This is a genomic window from Ruania alba, assembly GCF_900105765.1.
GTDB classification, from domain to species: Bacteria; Actinomycetota; Actinomycetes; order Actinomycetales; family Beutenbergiaceae; genus Ruania; species Ruania alba.
The window spans coordinates 106,948-122,552 of record NZ_FNTX01000001.1; the positions used below are offsets into that span (position 1 = coordinate 106,948).

The window sequence follows — 15,605 nt, forward strand, 5'->3', positions numbered from 1 at the left end:
TCACTCACGGTCGGTTCCTTCGGGCAGCCGGCCGTTCCATCCGCACAACCTGCTCACCACAAAGGGATCAATGATGACCGCAAATCTCAGCCGACGGCACCTCCTGCAAGCTCTCGGAATGACGACTGGCGCGGCGGCGCTGGGTGGAACACTGGCCTCCTGTAACAGCGGTGGAGCAGAACCAGACGGTTCCGGTGGTGGTGCATTCGCTTTCATGTCTTGGGACACCACGAGTGACACTGCGCTCTATCGAGTGGCCGAACTGTGGGCAGGCAGCGCTGATGCCGAGCTCGATGTTCAGTCGGTTCCTTACAGCGACTACGACGCGAAGCTGCGGACCGTACTGTCCTCGGGTGCCGCACCCCACGCGATCCGTATCAATGACGACTACGTGCGCGGCTACCACGCCGATGGTGCGTTGCTGGATCTGACGCCATATCTGGAGCGGGACGGGATCGTGGCGGAGGACTTCTTTCCGGTCGCCTTCAACTTCCCCGTGCAGGCAGACGGAACGCATGCAGCCTGGCCGATCATGACCAACCCTGGCGTGCTCTACATCAATGTCGACGCATTCGAGGAAGCCGGTGTGCCGCTGCCGCCGTCAGATTGGACGATGGAGGGCTGGACCTGGGACGAGTTCCTGGAGGCGGCCAAAGCTCTGACACTGCCTGACGGTGAACGCTGGGGGTGCCTGATCACCGACGGGACCGACTTCGAAACAGTGTGGCCGGTGAACAACGGCTCCGACGGCATCTACTCGATGGATGGCACTCGCTTCACCTTGGCGGAGGACGAGGCGTTGGAGGCTTTGCAGTGGGGTGCCGATCTGGCGCTTGTGCACGGCGTGCACCCGGACTTCGCCACTGTCGACGCTGGCTCCTCGACGCCGAACTGGGCGAACACGCAATTCGCCACGGGAAAGATCGCCATGATGCTCTCACTCACCTCGGCCATGGACTGGATGGTTCAGAACGTCACCGATATGCGCTGGGACATCGTGGCGCCTCCCGGTCGCGTGCAGCAGAAGACCGTGAACACGCTGACGGTGCTCGCCATCCCGGCCGACAGCCCCGACCCGGACCTCGCTTGGGAGTTTCTCAAGTCTGCGACCGAGGACCCGGCGATCGAGGTGTTCGCCGAGTCGCGCGGGTTCGTGCCGGTGCGTCGCGAAGCGGCAGACTTCTTCGCGTCCGACGACGCCGACTCATCTCCCCAGAATCTGGCCCTGGTGCCAGAGGCGGTGGAGAACGCGGTCAATGAGAACTACAACCCGTACATCGAACGGGCCCGCACGATCTACCGACCTGTGCTTGACGAGATCTGGAGCGGTCGCCAGAGTGCCGCTGACGCACTCGGGGCCATCAAGGCAGAGGTCGAGGCCGTGCTGGCGGGTGAACAGTGAAAATCACCGCGGTCCGTGTCGAGGTCGTCTCCGAGCCGAAACACCACGCGGTCCGGGACGCGATCCAACTGCTCGACCGGGACGGGCATGTGGTCACCACGATCGAGACCGACGAAGGGGTCGCGGGACGCAGCGACACCTATTTCGGCCGCGAACCGTCCTCACCCGCGATCCTGGCGCGAATCGTGCAAGACCAACTGGCCCCGGCCATCGTCGGATCCGATCCGCGCCTGATCCGGGGCATTCGAGAGCAGTTGCGGGCACTCACTGATTATCAGGGCACAGCTGGGCTGTCCACATTCGGGATGGCCGCCGTCGACCTCGCGCTGTGGGACCTGCTCGGCCGCAGCCTCGAGGTTCCGGTCTGGCAGCTGTTGGGTGCGCGCCGTGATGCCATCCCCACCTACGCGATGGTGGGCTGGCTCGAGCTCGACGAGACAGCCCTGGCCGACGTAGCGGTCCGCGCGATCGAGCAGGGCTTTCGAGGTGTGAAGATGAAGGTCGGTGGCGGGACGCTCCACGAGGACATCTCGCGGATGCGGGCTGTCCGGTCAGCGATCGGGGACGAGCCGGACCTGATGGTCGATGCCAACCAGGCGTTCGACTATGCCGAGGCACTCAGTCGTGGCCGAGCCTATGAGGAACTCGGTGTCCGCTGGTTCGAGGAACCGCTCCCGGCACACGACACTGCCGCGCATGTTCGGCTCGCAGACAAGCTCGACGTCCCGATCGCTACCGGTGAGAACCGCTACGGGCAGCGTGCGTTCACCGATCTCATCACGGCCGGAGGCGTCGGAGTGGTGCAGCCCGATCTGCGTCGCGCCGGTGGACTGACCGATTGTCTCGAGGTAGGGCTGCTGGCCGCCGGGATGGGAGTTCCGTATGCCTCCCACGGCGGTGGCGCGCACATCCACGTGTTGGCCGCCTTGCCCAACACTCTCTACATGGAGAGCGGGTTGCTGCCCGAGGACGGGTCGGTCCATCTCACTGACGGTACCTATCCGCTGCCGACCGAGCCTGGTCTGACCGGCTGGGCACGGTTCTGAACCTGGTTCGTCAATGAGCGGCCCGGATCGCCGCTACTCCGGCAGATCGGCACCGATCCTGACCAACACGTCGCGGGCGATCTCGGCGTCCTTGGCCGGTGGACCACCGGCGACGCCGAGGCCGCCCAGGTGGCGGCCGTCGAACTGCAGGGGGACGCCGCCGGCAATGTTGGTGAGGTCGCCACCGGTGCCAAGGGGAAGTGCGGTCGCGAGCTCACCGGTCATCCATCCGGTGGGGCGGCGGGTCGATGCGGCCGTTCGGGCCTTGCGGTTGCTCGTCTCCGCACTGTGCGGCGTCGTCCCGTCCGCCCTCACGTAGGCGACCACTCCCATAGTCGGGTCGGCGATCGTGACGGCGACCGGGATCCCCGCCTTCGCCCCCTCCTCGATGGCGACCTGGCAGATGTGCAGGGCGAACTCGTGGCTCACCGCGATGGTGTCGATGTGCTGCTTCATGCTGCTCCTCGATCAGGACGGCTGGGTTGCTGACTGGGCCGCCTTCGCCTCGCGGCGACGGCGGTGCAGGATCGGTTCGGTGTAGCCGCTGGGTTGGTTGGTGCCGTCGAGCACGAGATCGCGTGCCGCTTGAAAGGCGATGCTGGCGTCCGGATCCGTGGCCATCGGCCGGTAGTCGGGGTCGTCGGCGTTCTGCTGGTCCACGACCGCAGCCATCCGGAGCATGGACTCCTCGAGCTGGTCGACGGTGATGACTCCGTGGCGCAACCAGTTGGCCAGGAGCTGGCTGGAGATCCGCAGCGTGGCGCGATCCTCCATCAGGCCGACGTCGTGGATGTCGGGCACCTTGGAGCACCCGATCCCGGCATCGACCCAGCGCACCACGTAGCCCAGCAGGGACTGGACGTTGTTGTCGACCTCCTCCTTCCGGGCCGCGGCGTCCCACTCGTCGGGGCTGCCGAGCGGGATGGTGAGGAGGTCAGCGAGGCTGCCGCGTCGTGTTCCCGCGAGCTCGTCCTGCCGGGCATGCACGTCCACCTGGAGATAGTGCAGGGCATGCAGGGTGGCCGCGGTGGGGGAGGGGACCCACGCCGTCGTGGCTCCCGCGCGCGGATGGCCGATCTTCTGCTCGAGCATGTCGGCCATCAGGTCGGGCATCGCCCACATGCCCTTGCCGATCTGGGCATGGCCGGGCAGTCCCGTCTCGAGGCCGATGTCGACGTTCTGGTCCTCGTAGGCGCCGATCCACGGGCGGGCCTTCAGATCGGCCTTGCGGACGATCGGGCCGGCCTCCATCGAGGTGTGGATCTCGTCGCCGGAACGGTCCAGGAAGCCGGTGTTGATGAACACCAGCCGGGTGGATGCCTGGGCGATGCACGCCTTGAGGTTGGCGGAGGTGCGTCGTTCCTCGTCCATGAGCCCGAGCTTCAGTGTCTCCGGAGCCAATCCGAGCAGCTGCTCGACTGCTTCGAAGAGCCGCACGGTCAGCGCCACCTCGGCCGGCCCGTGCATCTTCGGCTTGACGATGTAGACCGAGCCGGTGGTGCCGTTGCGGCGGGCGTTGGCCGGATCGATCCCGGGCAGGGCGCACAGGCTGGTCAGCACCGCGTCGAGGATGCCTTCGCCGATCTCATTCCCGGCGGCGTCCAGGATGGCGTCGGTGGTCATCAGGTGGCCGACGTTGCGCACGAAGAGCAGTGCACGTCCAGCCAGACGCAACACTGCGCCGTCGGGAGCTGTGTACTCACGATCATCGGCGAGGCGACGGGTGATCGCACGGCCACCCTTGTCGAAGGTGTCCTCCAGATCGCCGCGATTCAGGCCGAGCCAGTTTCGGTAGGCGAGGACCTTGTCCGCGGCATCGACGACTGCCACGGAGTCCTCGAAGTCGACGATCGTCGTCAACGCCGACTCCTGCAGCACATCGCTCATCCCGGCGCTGTCTCCGGCGGCGATCGGTGAGGACGCGTCGAACTGCAGCTCACTGTGCAGACCGTGCTTGCGCAGCAGCACCGCCTCCGGGCGCGCGGCCTCGCCGCGCCAGCCACGGAATGCGGTGGGGTCGGCCAGTCCGGTGTTCCCGGAGGGCAGGCTCACCTGGAGCGAATGATCCACGACGGCGTACGACGTCGCCTCTGCGTGGCTGCCCTGGGCGAGCGGGAAGTGCTCGTCCAGGAGCGATCGCACCGCGGCGATCACCTGCGCCCCACGTTCGGCGTCATAGCCGCCGGGGCGAGCCTTCCCAGGCAGGGCATCGGTGCCGTAGAAGGCGTCGTAGAGGGAGCCCCAGCGTGCGTTGGTCGCGTTGAGGGCGTAGCGGGCGTTCGTGACCGGCACCACCAGCTGCGGTCCGGCGAGCTCGGCAATCTCGGCATCGACGCCGGCGGTGGTGACGGTGACGTCGTCCGGCTCGGACAGCAGGTAGCCGATCCGTTCCAGGTGGGCTCGATAGGCGTCCGCGTCCCACGGCTGGTCACGGTGGGTGTGGTACCACGTGTCCAGCTCGCCCTGCAGGCGGTCCCGCTCCGCGAGCAGCTCGCGGTTCACCGGCGCCAGGTCGGCGACGATCCGTTCCACTCCGGACCAGAAGTCCGCCGGGGTGATGTGAGCAGGCAGTGCCTCATTCTCGACGAAGTCCCGCAGTTCGCTGGCCACGGACAGGCCGCCAATGGTGACGTAGTTGGTGCTGGGAGCGGATGTCATGAGTGATCGTCCTCAAAGATGGTGCCGGGGTTCAGGATGCCGTCAGGGTCGAGCGCGGTCTTGATGCGTTGGCCCAGGTCGAGCGCGTCGTGCCCGACCTGATCGGCGAGCCAGGGCCGTTTGAGTTTGCCCACGCCGTGCTCGCCGGTGATCGTGCCGCCGAGCCCGATCGCGAGGGTCATCAGCTCGCCGTACGCGTGCTCGGCTCGCGCTGCCTCGTCCACGTCCGCAGGGTCGAAGACGACGAGTGGGTGGGTGTTGCCGTCGCCGGCGTGAGCGATGAAGGCGATCGTCACGTCGTTGCGTGCCGCGATCTCCTCGACGCCGCCGATCAGCTCGGCGAGCCGGGGGATCGACACACCGACATCGGCGAGCAGCAGCCGGCCCTTGTCCTCGACGGCGGGGATGGCCAAGCGCCTGGCGTAGGCGATCGCATCCCCGTCGGCCTGGGGAGGCTGATGCACGGAGGAGGGGTCGTGACGTTCGAGGACCGCCTGCATCGCGTTCAGGTCGCGCTGTGGATCCACGTCGTCGCACCCGGCGAGGACTAGCGCGGCCGCGCCACGGTCCAGGCCGAGGTGCAGCCGGTCCTCGACCGCGTTGATCGCGATGCGGTCCATGTACTCGAGCACGCTCGGCCGGACCGTGCAGGCGATCTCGGCGATCGCGCGCGCGGCGTCGTCGCTCGAGTCGAACCACGCCACGACCCACCGGGTCGGTGGCGGTGTCGGGAGCAGCCGGAGCGTGATCTCGGTGACGATCCCCAGGGTTCCCTCACTCCCGACGAACAAGCTCGTGAGCGAGAGTCCGGCGACGTCCTTGATGAGCGGGCGGCCCAGGCGTACGGCGCGACCATCGGCCAGGACGACCTCCAGGCTGAGGACGTAGTCGGCGGTCACGCCGTACTTCACACAGCACAGCCCGCCCGCGTTGGTGGCGATATTGCCGCCGATCGAGCAGATCTCGAACGACGCAGGGTCCGGCGGGTACCAGAGGCCGGCGTCGGCAGCGGCTGCCTTCAGTTCGGCGTTCAGCAACCCCGGCTGCACGATCGCCATCCGCGTCGCCGTGTCGATCGTGACGTCTCTCATGCGTTCGGTGGAAAGGACGAGTCCGCCGTGCACAGCGGTTGCTCCCCCGGACAAGCCGGTGCCGGCGCCGCGAGGCACGATCGGGACGTGGTGCCGGGCGGCCCAGCGCACGGCGGTCTGAACCTCGGCGGTCGATCGTGGCAGGACGACGGCGAGCGGCACCCCGGCATCAGGATCGAGGGCGCGGTCACGCCGATAGGGCTCGGTCCCGTCCGCGCCCGTCAGGACGGCGCCAGGAAGTGCACTCATCAGCTCAGCGAGCATGTCAGACATCGTTGCCTCATCCTTGCAGTTTTCCATACTGCGGAATACAGTTTTCGCTGTTGTCGACGGTAGCAACCCTCGTACCCGAGGGTCAACGAGAGGGAGGGTGATGAGCGGCGAGATCCGCGCGGTCGTGCGCGCTGGAGAGATGCTCGAACTGCTACGGGCGGAGGGCCCGCTGGGTGTCAGCGAGCTCGGAACCAGCCTCGAGCTGCCGGTCGGCTCGGTGCACCGCCTGGCCCGGACGCTGGTCTCACTCGGTCTCGTCCAGCAGTTGGCGGACCGCCGCTACGGGCTCGGGGCGCGCCTGGTCCCGCTCGGCCGGGCGGCCAACGAGCTCTTCGGTGTGCGTGCCCGGCCCGTGCTCAATTCACTCGCGCGGGACCTCGAGGAATCCGCCAACCTCGCCACCCTCAGCGGGGACCGGGCCGAATACGTCGCGCAGGTGGCCGGACCTCATGCGATGCGGATGTTCACCGAGGTCGGGCGGCGCGTGCCGCTCCACTCGACCGGTGTCGGCAAGGCGATGCTCGCCACGCTGGACGAGGGCGACGCCCTCGCCCTCCTCGACGAGCAGCACATGAACCCGGCGACATCGAAGACGATCGTGGATCGGGAACAGATGCGCGGTGAGCTCGCTGCGATCCGTCAACGCGGCTACGCGATCGACGACGAGGAGATGGAGGTGGGGGTGCGCTGTCTCGCGGTGCCGTTCACCGGGAACGCCCTCATGGCTGTCTCGGTCTCAGGTCCGTCCGGCCGATTCACCGAGTCAGCTGCCCATGCGGCGGCTCCCCGCGTCCACGCAGCAGCCCAGCGCCTGGAGCAGATCTTCACTGGCTCGCCGGCCTGACGTGATTCTCAGGGGGCGAGCAGAACGCGCAGTTCGGCCTCTGCCTGGGCGGGCGTTGCGGCCCGACACCCCTGGGCCACCCAGGCGCGGATCTTCGCTGGTTCGGCACGGTAGTGCGCCAGGCCTCGCCGGACCAAGGTGCTGGGTCGCTTCCGAGACTCCGCTAGGTCCCGCAGCAGCCGGAACCAGAAGGTCTGCAACCGGGGCCGGACGAGGCACACCGCGTCGGCGAGTACTCCCTCTGCTCGCAAGGCAGGCACCAGTTCCCCGGCAAAGATCCCTTCGGCCAGCATGATCGGTGAGTCGCCGGCCACCACCGTGGATGTCCCGGTGCGCCGGGAGGTCGGGATGTCATAGATCGGCACTGCGACCTCACCGTCCCGGCACAGCGTGACCAGCGCCTCGGCCGCCGCAGCAGCGTTCCACGAGCCGGGGGAGTCCCAGTCCACGCTGCCGAACCGCTGCGGCAGTCCGGGCGCGTCGATGTCCTGGTAGAAGTCGTCCAGCGCCACCACCGGCAGTCCCAGCCGCCGGCTCAACGAGCTCTTGCCGGAACCGGACGGGCCGGTCAGCAGGACGACCTTGCGCGGGGAGCGTCGAGCGCCCTCGGGTACAGGGAATAGGGCGGAGTCCTCGGCTGGCACCCTGCGATTATCGCCTGGCGAACACCGGCCATGCGTGTTCACACCCGGCGCTAGGGTGGGGGAATGCCACAGCGAGGGACGCCGTCGGGGACCGCCCCTGGTTTGACACGCCCAGACGGCGTCGTAACACTCGCCTGAATCGTTCCATTTTCGCCCCTGACCCGCGCCCCCGTCGTCGCCAGGTCCGGAACACGAGGAGAAGTCACGCATGGTCCAGCGTCGAGTGCCCAAGGTGCGCGATCTCGCGCCCCTGCTGCAGTTCAAGCGTCCGGAGCTCGATGGTCGCAAGCGCCGGCTCGACGCCGCCCTGACCATCGACGACCTGCGCACCATCGCCCAGCGTCGCACTCCGAAAGCAGCCTTCGACTACACCGAAGGTGCTGCCGAGAAGGAGTTGTCCCTCGCCCGGGCCCGCCAGGCCTTCGAGGACGTCGAGTTCCACCCGGCGATCCTGCGCAACGTGGCCGACGTGGACACCAGCGTGGACGTCCTGGGCGGTTCCTCGGCGCTCCCGTTCGGCATCGCACCCACCGGGTTCACCCGGATGATGCAGACCGAGGGTGAGATCGCCGGCGCCACGGCCGCCCGGTCCGCCGGCATCCCGTTCTCGCTCTCCACGATGGGGACCGCCTCGATCGAGGACGTCGCCGCAGCCAACCCGACGGGGAGGAACTGGTTCCAGCTGTACATGTGGAAGGACCGGGACCGCTCGATGGCCCTGGTGAACCGCGCCGCCGAGGCCGGTTACGACACCCTCCTGGTCACCGTGGACGTCCCCGTGGCGGGTGCCCGCCTGCGGGACAAGCGCAACGGGATGACGATCCCGCCTTCACTCAGCGTCAAGACGGTGCTGAACGCGATCCCGCGCCCGGCCTGGTGGATCGACTTCCTCACCACCGAACCGCTCGCGTTCGCCTCCCTGGACCGGTGGTCCGGCACCGTGGCCGAGCTGCTGGACAGCATGTTCGACCCGACCGTGGACTTCGAGGACCTGCGCTGGGTCTCCGAGCAGTGGCCCGGCAAGGTCGTGGTCAAGGGCATCCAGACCCTCGAGGACGCCCGCCGGGTGGCCGAGCTCGGCGTCGACGGCATCGTGCTCTCCAACCACGGCGGCCGCCAGCTCGACCGCGCCCCGATCCCGTTCCACCTGCTGCCCGAGGTGGCCACCGAGCTCGGCGACCAGCTCGAGATCATCCTCGACACCGGCATCATGAGCGGCGCCGACATCGTCGCTTCGCTCGCCCTCGGTGCCGACTTCACGCTCGTGGGCCGCGCCTACCTCTACGGCCTGATGGCCGGGGGCCGCGAGGGTGTGGACCGAATGATCGAGATCCTCGGCTCCGAGGTCGAGCGCACGATGAAGCTGCTCGGCGTCTCCTCGGTGGCCGAGCTCGAGCCTGCGCACGTGACCCAGCTGCGCCGGCTGCTGCCGATCGAGCACGGGGTTCCCGCCCGCACCCGCTGACGCTCCGCCGGATTCCAGCGCACGACGGCGGCCGGTCGCCATGCGAGGCGTGCGCTCACCCGGGGTGCGTGCCCGGGTGAGCGCCGCCGTCAGCGGGTGAGTGAGGTGTCCCCGCACAGGTGCACCGGCACGCCCAGGGCGTCGAAGAGCGCGGCCTTCGCCGTGAGTGCGCGGTCGGCGGTCTCGGCGTCGGGTGCGTAGACGACGTTCAGGTGGTTGGCCTTGTGCCGCGCCATGAACTGGTCTCGGCTGACCCCGTGCAGCACCGCGTGCATGATCGGCCACTCCGGGTTGGTGGCCTCCTTGCGGCGCCGGGTCTCCTCCTCGGGCAGCGCGACCACCGAGGCGCGGCCCATGTCCACCTGGAGCTTGCCCTCGGCGATGTAGACCCGCGACCAGACGATCTCGCCCGGCTTGGAGATCCCGTTGATCGTGGAGCCGCCGGCGGGGAAGAACACCGGGCCCTGCCGCCAGCCCTCGGCGTCGGCGTAGCCGTTCTCGAAGTGTGACGGCGGCACCGAGCCGGAGATCTCGAAGACCCAGACGAACTGACCGTCGTACTCCTCGCCCCAGCGCACGTCGTGCAGCGTGGTGGCCGGGTCCAGGCCCATCGCGGTCCAGATCCGGTTCGTCACCAGCGCGTCCACGGCCACGCCCTCGTCCGCCTCGTTGAAGTGGGGCAGCGCCTTGTCCTCCCAGAGCACGTGCTCGCCGTCGCGGGAGCGTACCGGCGGGCGGGAGACGTTGTTCAGCAACCCCTCGGGCAGGTCGGAGGCGGGGGAGAGGTCCTTCAGCCCTTGCTGGTACTGGATGCCCACGGCGTCCAGCCCGAAGTCGTCGGCGATCCGCAGTGCCGCGATGTACATCTTGTGCTGCCAGCGCAGCTGGTCCATGGTGAGCTCGGTGGCGTCGTCGGTGCCGGTGCGGAAGGTCATCCCGGCCTCCTCGAGCCAGGCCTGTACCTCGTCCGCCTCACTATCGGGCACCCGCTGCATCTCGGCCCACAGCGCCGACTGGGAGAGCCGCTCCTTGTAGATGCCGAGCCCGTTCAGCAACTCGTCGTCGAAGATGGCGTTGTACATGCCCATGCAGCCCTCGTCGAAGACACCGATGATGGCCTTCTCGCGCTGCAGTTGTGCGGCCAGCGCCCTGCCCAGCTCGGTCTCGGCGCTGTCCGGCAGCGCGGGAAGCGGGTGTACGTGCGAGGCGTCGTGGGTGATCGTGCCGGTCTGGACCCAGGTAGCGATCGCGTCGTGGAACCACTGGTCGGTACCGTCCACGGTCCACACCGTGGAGTACGGCTTGCCCATCTTCGTCATCCCGGCGTTGATGCCGAGCAGGCCGACCAGGCCCGGCCAGTCACCGGCAAAGTTCGCGGCGGTGAGGATCGGGCCGCGGTGGGTGCGCAGGCCGGCGAGGATGTGGTGGCTGTACTGCCACACCGCCTCGGCCACGATCAGCGGGGCGTCCGGTGGAATCCGCGTGAACACCTCCAGTCCCATCCGCTGGCTGGAGATGAATCCGTGCCCGGTGGCCGGGTCCACGTCATTGGCGCGGATGACCTGCCAGCCGTGGGCGGCGAAGGCGTCGGTGATGATGCGCTCGAGCTCGACCTGGGTGGGCCAGCCGGCGCTGTTCGCGGACTCACGCAGGTCGCCGGAGGCCACCAGGTAGGCGGTCTTCTCCGGCGCTGCGGGCGGTTCGGCGAGGGTGGGGAGGGTATAGGTGGGGGTCGTCATGACCCCATCGTGCCCGTAATCGATTACCGAGACAAGGGGGCATCGGGAGCCGGGACGTCCTGGACGACGGCCCGAGCCGGTCGTTGTGGATCGGCGAACCGCTCCAGCAACAGATGAGCGGCTGCCGTGCCGAGGTCGCGCGGGTTCAGCGGCAGCAGGTGGATGTCCGTGGTGCGGGACGTGGCGAACGGCAGATCGCCGATGATCCCGACGCCGAGTGCCGGCCCCGTGATCGGGGCAGCTGACCCGCCTGGGCGAGGGACGCCGTCGGGAGCGGGCACCGGCACACCGTGCCGGTCGGCCAGGGCGCGCAGCACTCCGACGCCCACCAGATTGTTCGTCGCCACGACCGCATCGCACTCGACCCGGTCGAGCAGGTCGCCCAGGGCGTCGTAGCCGCCGTCCACGCGGAAGTTCGCGTGCACCAGCTGGTCCTCCTCGGCAGGAAGGCCGGCCTCGGCGAGCGCATGCCGCCACCCGTCGGCCCGCTCGACGGCGGTGCTCGTGCTGCGAGGTCCCGTCACGCAGGCGATCCGCCGGAATCCCTGGTCGATCAGCATGCTCGTGGCCCGACGGCCGAGCGCCTCGTTGTCGAACGCGACCTGGTCCACATCGTCATCGATGTGCCGGTCCAGCACCACCACACCGCGCCCCCGGGTGCGCAGCGCCTCCAGCGTGGGGGTGTGCGTGGCGGGCGCGATCAGCACTCCGGCCATGTTCTCGTGCTCGGCCACGGAGAGGTACCGGGACTCCTTGGCCGGATCGTCGTCGGTGTTGCACAGCACCACCGAGTAGCCGGCCTCCTGGGCGACGTCCTCCACGCCGCGCGCCACGGCGGTGAAGAACGGGTTCTCCACATCCGGCAGCACGAGGGCGACCACGTCGCTCGCGCGGCGCCGCAGCGAGCGAGCCGTCCGGTCCGGGACGTACCCGAGCAGTTCGACCGAGGTGCGCACGCGCGCGGCCAGCTCCGGGTTCACGTCCTTGCCGTTGAGTACCCGCGAGACCGTGGCCGTGGAGACGCCGGCATGGCTGGCGACGTCGACGATCCGAGCCATAGGGCTCCTTCCGTATGATTCGGCTCATCGTACGGGCGCGTCTCGAACCTGCCATCTGCTGGGGAGTCCATGGGTGGCATGCTGGAGGATGTCCGCCGAGCCCAGGCACTGCGAATGGAGATTTGACCCAGAATGAGCGACGCCACGCCGATCTACCTGGACTGCGACACCGGAATCGACGACGCCTTGGCGCTCGCCTATCTGCTCGCCTCTCCGGAGGTGCACCTCGCCGGTATCGGCACGGTGAGCGGCAACACCTCGGCCACCGCTGCGGCGGAGAACACCCTCGCCCTGCTCGCCCTCGCCGGCCGGGAGGACATCGCCGTCGCCGTGGGTGCCGTCGATCCGCTGGCCGCTACTTACCGCGGCGGCGCGCCACAGGTGCATGGCGGCAACGGCATCGGCGGAGTCACGCTCGAGCCGGCGGTGGCCCGGCCAGACCCGCGGCACGCCGCGGACATGCTGATCGACCTTGCCAAGGCGCACCCGGGTGAGTTGCGCATCCTCGCGCTCGGCCCGCTGACCAACCTCGCCGTGGCGCTCGAGCGGGAGCCGAGCCTGCCAGACCTGGTGCGGGACGTCGTCGTGATGGGTGGGGCGGCCCTGGCGCCGGGGAACACCACACCGGTGGCGGAGGCGAACATCGCCAACGATCCCGAAGCGGCGGCGGCGGTGCTGCGGGCCGATTGGGACATCACCCTGGTGCCCTTGGACGTGACCATGGAGCACGTCCTCGACGAGCAGGGCCGCAAGCGTCTGCTCGAGTCGCCCGATCCGGTCGCGCGTGCCGTGGGTGAGGCGCTCGAGTCGTACCTGGACTTCTACCTCGACATCTACGGCTATCGCGCGTGTGCGCTGCACGACCCGCTCGCGGCGACCCTGCTGGTGGGAACGGTGACCGCGACCCGGGCGCCGCACGTTCCGGTGGTGATCGACGACAGTGACGGGCCGGGGCGCGGCCAGACCATCGCAGACATGCGTGGCCAGCGCCGCGGCCCGGTGGACGTGCCCGGTGCACGGTGCCAGATGGTGCTGGAGACCGACCTCCAGGTCGCCCCCGTACTGCTGGACCGCCTGGCCGGGCCGCCGGTGGCATGAAGCCGGTGATCGTCGCGGGCAGCCTCCAGATCTGGACGAGATGACGTGCGTGGAGCGGAACTGATCACCGACGCGACCGCGGAGTTCGAGCGTGCGCTCCGGGAGCTGCCACCCCAGGCATGGGGGTGCCCGACGCCGTCGGAGATGAGCGTCAGAGACCTGGTCGGGCACGTGGTGGCAGGGAACCGCCTCACGGCGCTCCTGCTCACGGGCAGCTCGCGTGCGCAGGCTCTGGAGCAGATCGCTGGTGACCTGCTCGGCGACGACCCGTTCGCGGCGTTCGTCGCTTCGGCGCAGGAGCAGGCCGACGCGTTCGCCGTCGCCGCCCCGGAGCAGCCTGTCCCCGGGCCGGCCGGGATGGCGACGGCGGCCGACTATCTACGGTTCCGTCTCGTCGATCTCATCGTGCACGCGTGGGACCTGCGCCGCGGTGCCGGTCTCGACGACACCCTCGATCCGGACCTCGTGGACCATCTCCTGCGACTGGTGGAGCCGCACCTGCCCGAGATGGTGGCACTCGGTGTCTACGGCGACGGGCCGAGCGGAGCGCTTCTGCCCGAATCGCCGGCGCAGGCTCGCCTGCTCGATGCATTCGGCAGGCGGCCCTGAGGTCTATGCGGTGACCGCATCCCGGATGTCGGCGGTGCTCGAACCGCGCACCACGAGCTCCGGGGCGAACTCCACCTGGCGGGCGGCGTCCGTTCCCGACTCGGTGAGCAGCATGTCTGCGGCTGTCCAGCCGAGAGTGTGCATCGGCTGGCGCACCGAGGTCAGCGGGGTGGTCAGCATCGAGGCGAACACGACGTCGTCGTAGCCCACCACGGCCATGTCCTCCGGGATCGAGACGTCGTTGTCGCGCAGCGCGCGCAAGGCGCCCAACGCGGTGAAGTCGTTCGCGCAGAACATGGCGGTCGGGCGGGGCCCGCTCTCGGCGAGCAGACGGCGAACGGCAGCGTCCGCCGCATCCGCGTTCAACGAGTCCAGGCTCACCTCGGTGAGCACCTCAGCGGGGTCCAGGCCGTGCTCGGCCAGGGTGGTGACCACGCCGTCTCGACGGTCCACGCACTGGCGCAGCGTCAGTGGGCCGTTCACGAAGACGAACCGGGTATGGCCGAGGCCGAGCAGGTGCTCGATCGCCAATGCCGCACCGCCGACGTCGTCCACTGCCACCGAGCCGACCTCCGGAACGGGGGAGGTGTGATCGAGCAGCACCACCTCGATGCCGCGCTCGCGCAGCGCGAGCAGACCATCCAGGCTCCCGTGCGAGGGGGTGGCGATCACACCACGGACCCCGTGCTCCTCGAACAGCCGCAGGAACCGGGCCTCGCGGTCGGGGTTCTCGTCGGAGCTGCACAGCATCAGCGTGTGGTCGTCCTGGGCAAGGCGGTCCTCGATCCCGCGGGCCATCTCGGTGAAGAACGGGTTGGCGATGTCGAGCACGACGGCGCCGACCGTGCTGATCTCACCGCTACGCAGCTGGCGTGCCGACGCGTTGCGCACGAACCGCAGTTCGGCGATGGCCTGCTCCACCTTGGCCCGGGTAGCGGGAGAGACGGAGTCGGGCCGGTTGAGGACGTTGGACACCGTACCGACCGAGACGCCTGCCTCCTTCGCCACATCGGTGACGCTCGGGCGCCTCGGGCCACCGTTTCGCCTGGGCATGCTGCTCCTCGTCTGTATCGGATCTGCACCGATCCGGTGAGTGTATCGTTTCACTCATCCGTGGGTGGTGCCTCTGCGAGAATGACGGCGATGGCCGCCCCCGTGCCGACCGGCATCCCTGTCAGCGTGCACTGGCACCGCGCCGACCTCGGCACCGATGAGGCCCTGCGCCGCCACCTTGCCGATGACCTGACGCCCATGCCGGGAGCGGATCTGCGGATCGGCCACCTCTGCCCGCGTTGTGGCGGCTCGGACCACGGCCGCCCCTGGGCGCGCGCCGGCGAGCGCACCATCGCCGTCTCCGCCGCGCGTGCCGGGGGATACCTGGTGACCGCCGCTGGTCTCCCGCCCGTTGCCCGGATCGGGGTCGATATCGAACGTGCCGAAGCGGGCCCCATCGACCGTGCGCTCGTCCTGCACCGGGAGGAGTCAGGTCAGGACGTCCTGCAGGTCTGGGTGGCGAAGGAGGCGATCCTGAAGATGCTCGGTGTGGGGCTGAGCGTGCCGATGCCTTCGATCCGGGTGGCCGACTTCTCGGTGCAGGACCTGCCCGCACCCGCGGGCCTCCTCGCGCGGGTGTGCGTGAGCGAGGCACGCCCCGGCTGAGGGGGGGGCGGGTGAGCGA

General features: G+C 69.0%; 14 protein-coding genes. 7 read left to right on the forward strand and 7 right to left on the reverse strand.

What is annotated here, in order from left to right:
- Positions 1–214 precede the first annotated feature (214 nt).
- Positions 215–1,402, forward strand: a complete 1,188-nt coding sequence (locus tag BLU77_RS00445) for an ABC transporter substrate-binding protein (RefSeq protein WP_175476881.1) — start codon at positions 215–217, stop codon at positions 1,400–1,402.
- A complete protein-coding gene (locus tag BLU77_RS00450; protein ID WP_089771197.1) occupies positions 1,399–2,448 on the forward strand; it encodes a mandelate racemase/muconate lactonizing enzyme family protein in 1,050 nt (349 codons plus the stop codon). The genes BLU77_RS00445 and BLU77_RS00450 overlap by 4 nt, the downstream gene beginning before the upstream one ends.
- Before the next feature lie 33 nt (positions 2,449–2,481).
- On the opposite strand, the gene BLU77_RS00455 is transcribed toward BLU77_RS00450, so the two are convergent.
- From BLU77_RS00455 to BLU77_RS00465, 3 genes are read right to left on the reverse strand one after another with little or no spacing between them, the layout of a single operon-like run.
- Complete coding sequence (locus BLU77_RS00455) at positions 2,482–2,904, reverse strand: GlcG/HbpS family heme-binding protein (protein ID WP_089771198.1); 423 nt, start codon at positions 2,902–2,904, stop codon at positions 2,482–2,484.
- 12 nt (positions 2,905–2,916) lie between these two features.
- Complete coding sequence (locus BLU77_RS00460; protein WP_089771199.1) at positions 2,917–5,106, reverse strand: malate synthase G; 2,190 nt, start codon at positions 5,104–5,106, stop codon at positions 2,917–2,919.
- On the reverse strand, positions 5,103–6,470 hold the full coding sequence (locus BLU77_RS00465) for an FAD-binding oxidoreductase (protein WP_089771200.1): 1,368 nt from the start codon (positions 6,468–6,470) through the stop codon (positions 5,103–5,105). The genes BLU77_RS00460 and BLU77_RS00465 overlap by 4 nt, the downstream gene beginning before the upstream one ends.
- Positions 6,471–6,570: 100 nt before the next feature.
- Between BLU77_RS00465 and BLU77_RS00470 the strand changes: the two genes are divergently transcribed.
- Positions 6,571–7,314 carry an IclR family transcriptional regulator gene (locus BLU77_RS00470; RefSeq protein WP_089771201.1) on the forward strand — a complete coding sequence of 248 codons (744 nt, stop codon included), beginning with the start codon at positions 6,571–6,573 and terminating at the stop codon, positions 7,312–7,314.
- Positions 7,315–7,322: 8 nt separating this feature from the next.
- Here the strand turns inward: BLU77_RS00470 and BLU77_RS00475 are convergent, their stop codons facing one another.
- Positions 7,323–7,958 (reverse strand): uridine kinase family protein, encoded by a 636-nt coding sequence (locus BLU77_RS00475; protein ID WP_089771202.1) that lies wholly within the window; start codon positions 7,956–7,958, stop codon positions 7,323–7,325.
- A 208-nt stretch (positions 7,959–8,166) separates the two neighbouring features.
- Between BLU77_RS00475 and BLU77_RS00480 the strand changes: the two genes are divergently transcribed.
- Positions 8,167–9,423 (forward strand): alpha-hydroxy acid oxidase, encoded by a 1,257-nt coding sequence (locus BLU77_RS00480; RefSeq protein ID WP_089771203.1) that lies wholly within the window; start codon positions 8,167–8,169, stop codon positions 9,421–9,423.
- 89 nt (positions 9,424–9,512) lie between these two features.
- Here BLU77_RS00480 and BLU77_RS00485 read toward each other — a convergent pair whose 3' ends face one another.
- Together BLU77_RS00485 and BLU77_RS00490 are read right to left on the reverse strand one after the other, a co-directional pair.
- Positions 9,513–11,162, reverse strand: a complete 1,650-nt coding sequence (locus BLU77_RS00485; RefSeq protein ID WP_089771204.1) for a fucose isomerase — start codon at positions 11,160–11,162, stop codon at positions 9,513–9,515.
- Between the two features lie 23 nt (positions 11,163–11,185).
- Positions 11,186–12,220: a LacI family DNA-binding transcriptional regulator gene (locus BLU77_RS00490; RefSeq protein WP_089771205.1), complete on the reverse strand. Its 1,035-nt coding sequence runs from the start codon at positions 12,218–12,220 to the stop codon at positions 11,186–11,188.
- A gap of 132 nt (positions 12,221–12,352) precedes the next feature.
- Here BLU77_RS00490 and BLU77_RS00495 point away from each other — a divergent pair, with 132 nt between their 5' ends.
- Positions 12,353–13,318: a nucleoside hydrolase gene (locus tag BLU77_RS00495; protein WP_089771206.1), complete on the forward strand. Its 966-nt coding sequence runs from the start codon at positions 12,353–12,355 to the stop codon at positions 13,316–13,318.
- A gap of 45 nt (positions 13,319–13,363) precedes the next feature.
- On the forward strand, positions 13,364–13,927 hold the full coding sequence (locus BLU77_RS00500) for a TIGR03086 family metal-binding protein (protein WP_089771207.1): 564 nt from the start codon (positions 13,364–13,366) through the stop codon (positions 13,925–13,927).
- A gap of 3 nt (positions 13,928–13,930) precedes the next feature.
- Here the strand turns inward: BLU77_RS00500 and BLU77_RS00505 are convergent, their stop codons facing one another.
- Positions 13,931–14,980: a LacI family DNA-binding transcriptional regulator gene (locus BLU77_RS00505; protein ID WP_089771208.1), complete on the reverse strand. Its 1,050-nt coding sequence runs from the start codon at positions 14,978–14,980 to the stop codon at positions 13,931–13,933.
- Positions 14,981–15,070: 90 nt separating this feature from the next.
- Between BLU77_RS00505 and BLU77_RS00510 the strand changes: the two genes are divergently transcribed.
- On the forward strand, positions 15,071–15,586 hold the full coding sequence (locus tag BLU77_RS00510; RefSeq protein ID WP_175476882.1) for a 4'-phosphopantetheinyl transferase superfamily protein: 516 nt from the start codon (positions 15,071–15,073) through the stop codon (positions 15,584–15,586).
- Positions 15,587–15,605 lie beyond the last annotated feature (19 nt).

Bases quoted from the DNA above. Each gene is read 5' to 3' on its own strand.
- BLU77_RS00480 (WP_089771203.1), top strand. From the start codon at position 8,167: ATGGTCCAGCGTCGAGTGCCCAAGGTGCGCGATCTCGCGCCCCTGCTG.
- BLU77_RS00470 (WP_089771201.1), top strand. From the start codon at position 6,571: ATGAGCGGCGAGATCCGCGCGGTCGTGCGCGCTGGAGAGATGCTCGAA.
- BLU77_RS00495 (WP_089771206.1), top strand. From the start codon at position 12,353: ATGAGCGACGCCACGCCGATCTACCTGGACTGCGACACCGGAATCGAC.
- BLU77_RS00460 (WP_089771199.1), bottom strand. From the start codon at position 5,106: ATGACATCCGCTCCCAGCACCAACTACGTCACCATTGGCGGCCTGTCC.
- BLU77_RS00510 (WP_175476882.1), top strand. From the start codon at position 15,071: ATGGCCGCCCCCGTGCCGACCGGCATCCCTGTCAGCGTGCACTGGCAC.
- BLU77_RS00465 (WP_089771200.1), bottom strand. From the start codon at position 6,470: ATGTCTGACATGCTCGCTGAGCTGATGAGTGCACTTCCTGGCGCCGTC.
- BLU77_RS00505 (WP_089771208.1), bottom strand. From the start codon at position 14,980: ATGCCCAGGCGAAACGGTGGCCCGAGGCGCCCGAGCGTCACCGATGTG.
- BLU77_RS00445 (WP_175476881.1), top strand. From the start codon at position 215: ATGTCTTGGGACACCACGAGTGACACTGCGCTCTATCGAGTGGCCGAA.
- BLU77_RS00455 (WP_089771198.1), bottom strand. From the start codon at position 2,904: ATGAAGCAGCACATCGACACCATCGCGGTGAGCCACGAGTTCGCCCTG.
- BLU77_RS00490 (WP_089771205.1), bottom strand. From the start codon at position 12,220: ATGGCTCGGATCGTCGACGTCGCCAGCCATGCCGGCGTCTCCACGGCC.
- BLU77_RS00485 (WP_089771204.1), bottom strand. From the start codon at position 11,162: ATGACGACCCCCACCTATACCCTCCCCACCCTCGCCGAACCGCCCGCA.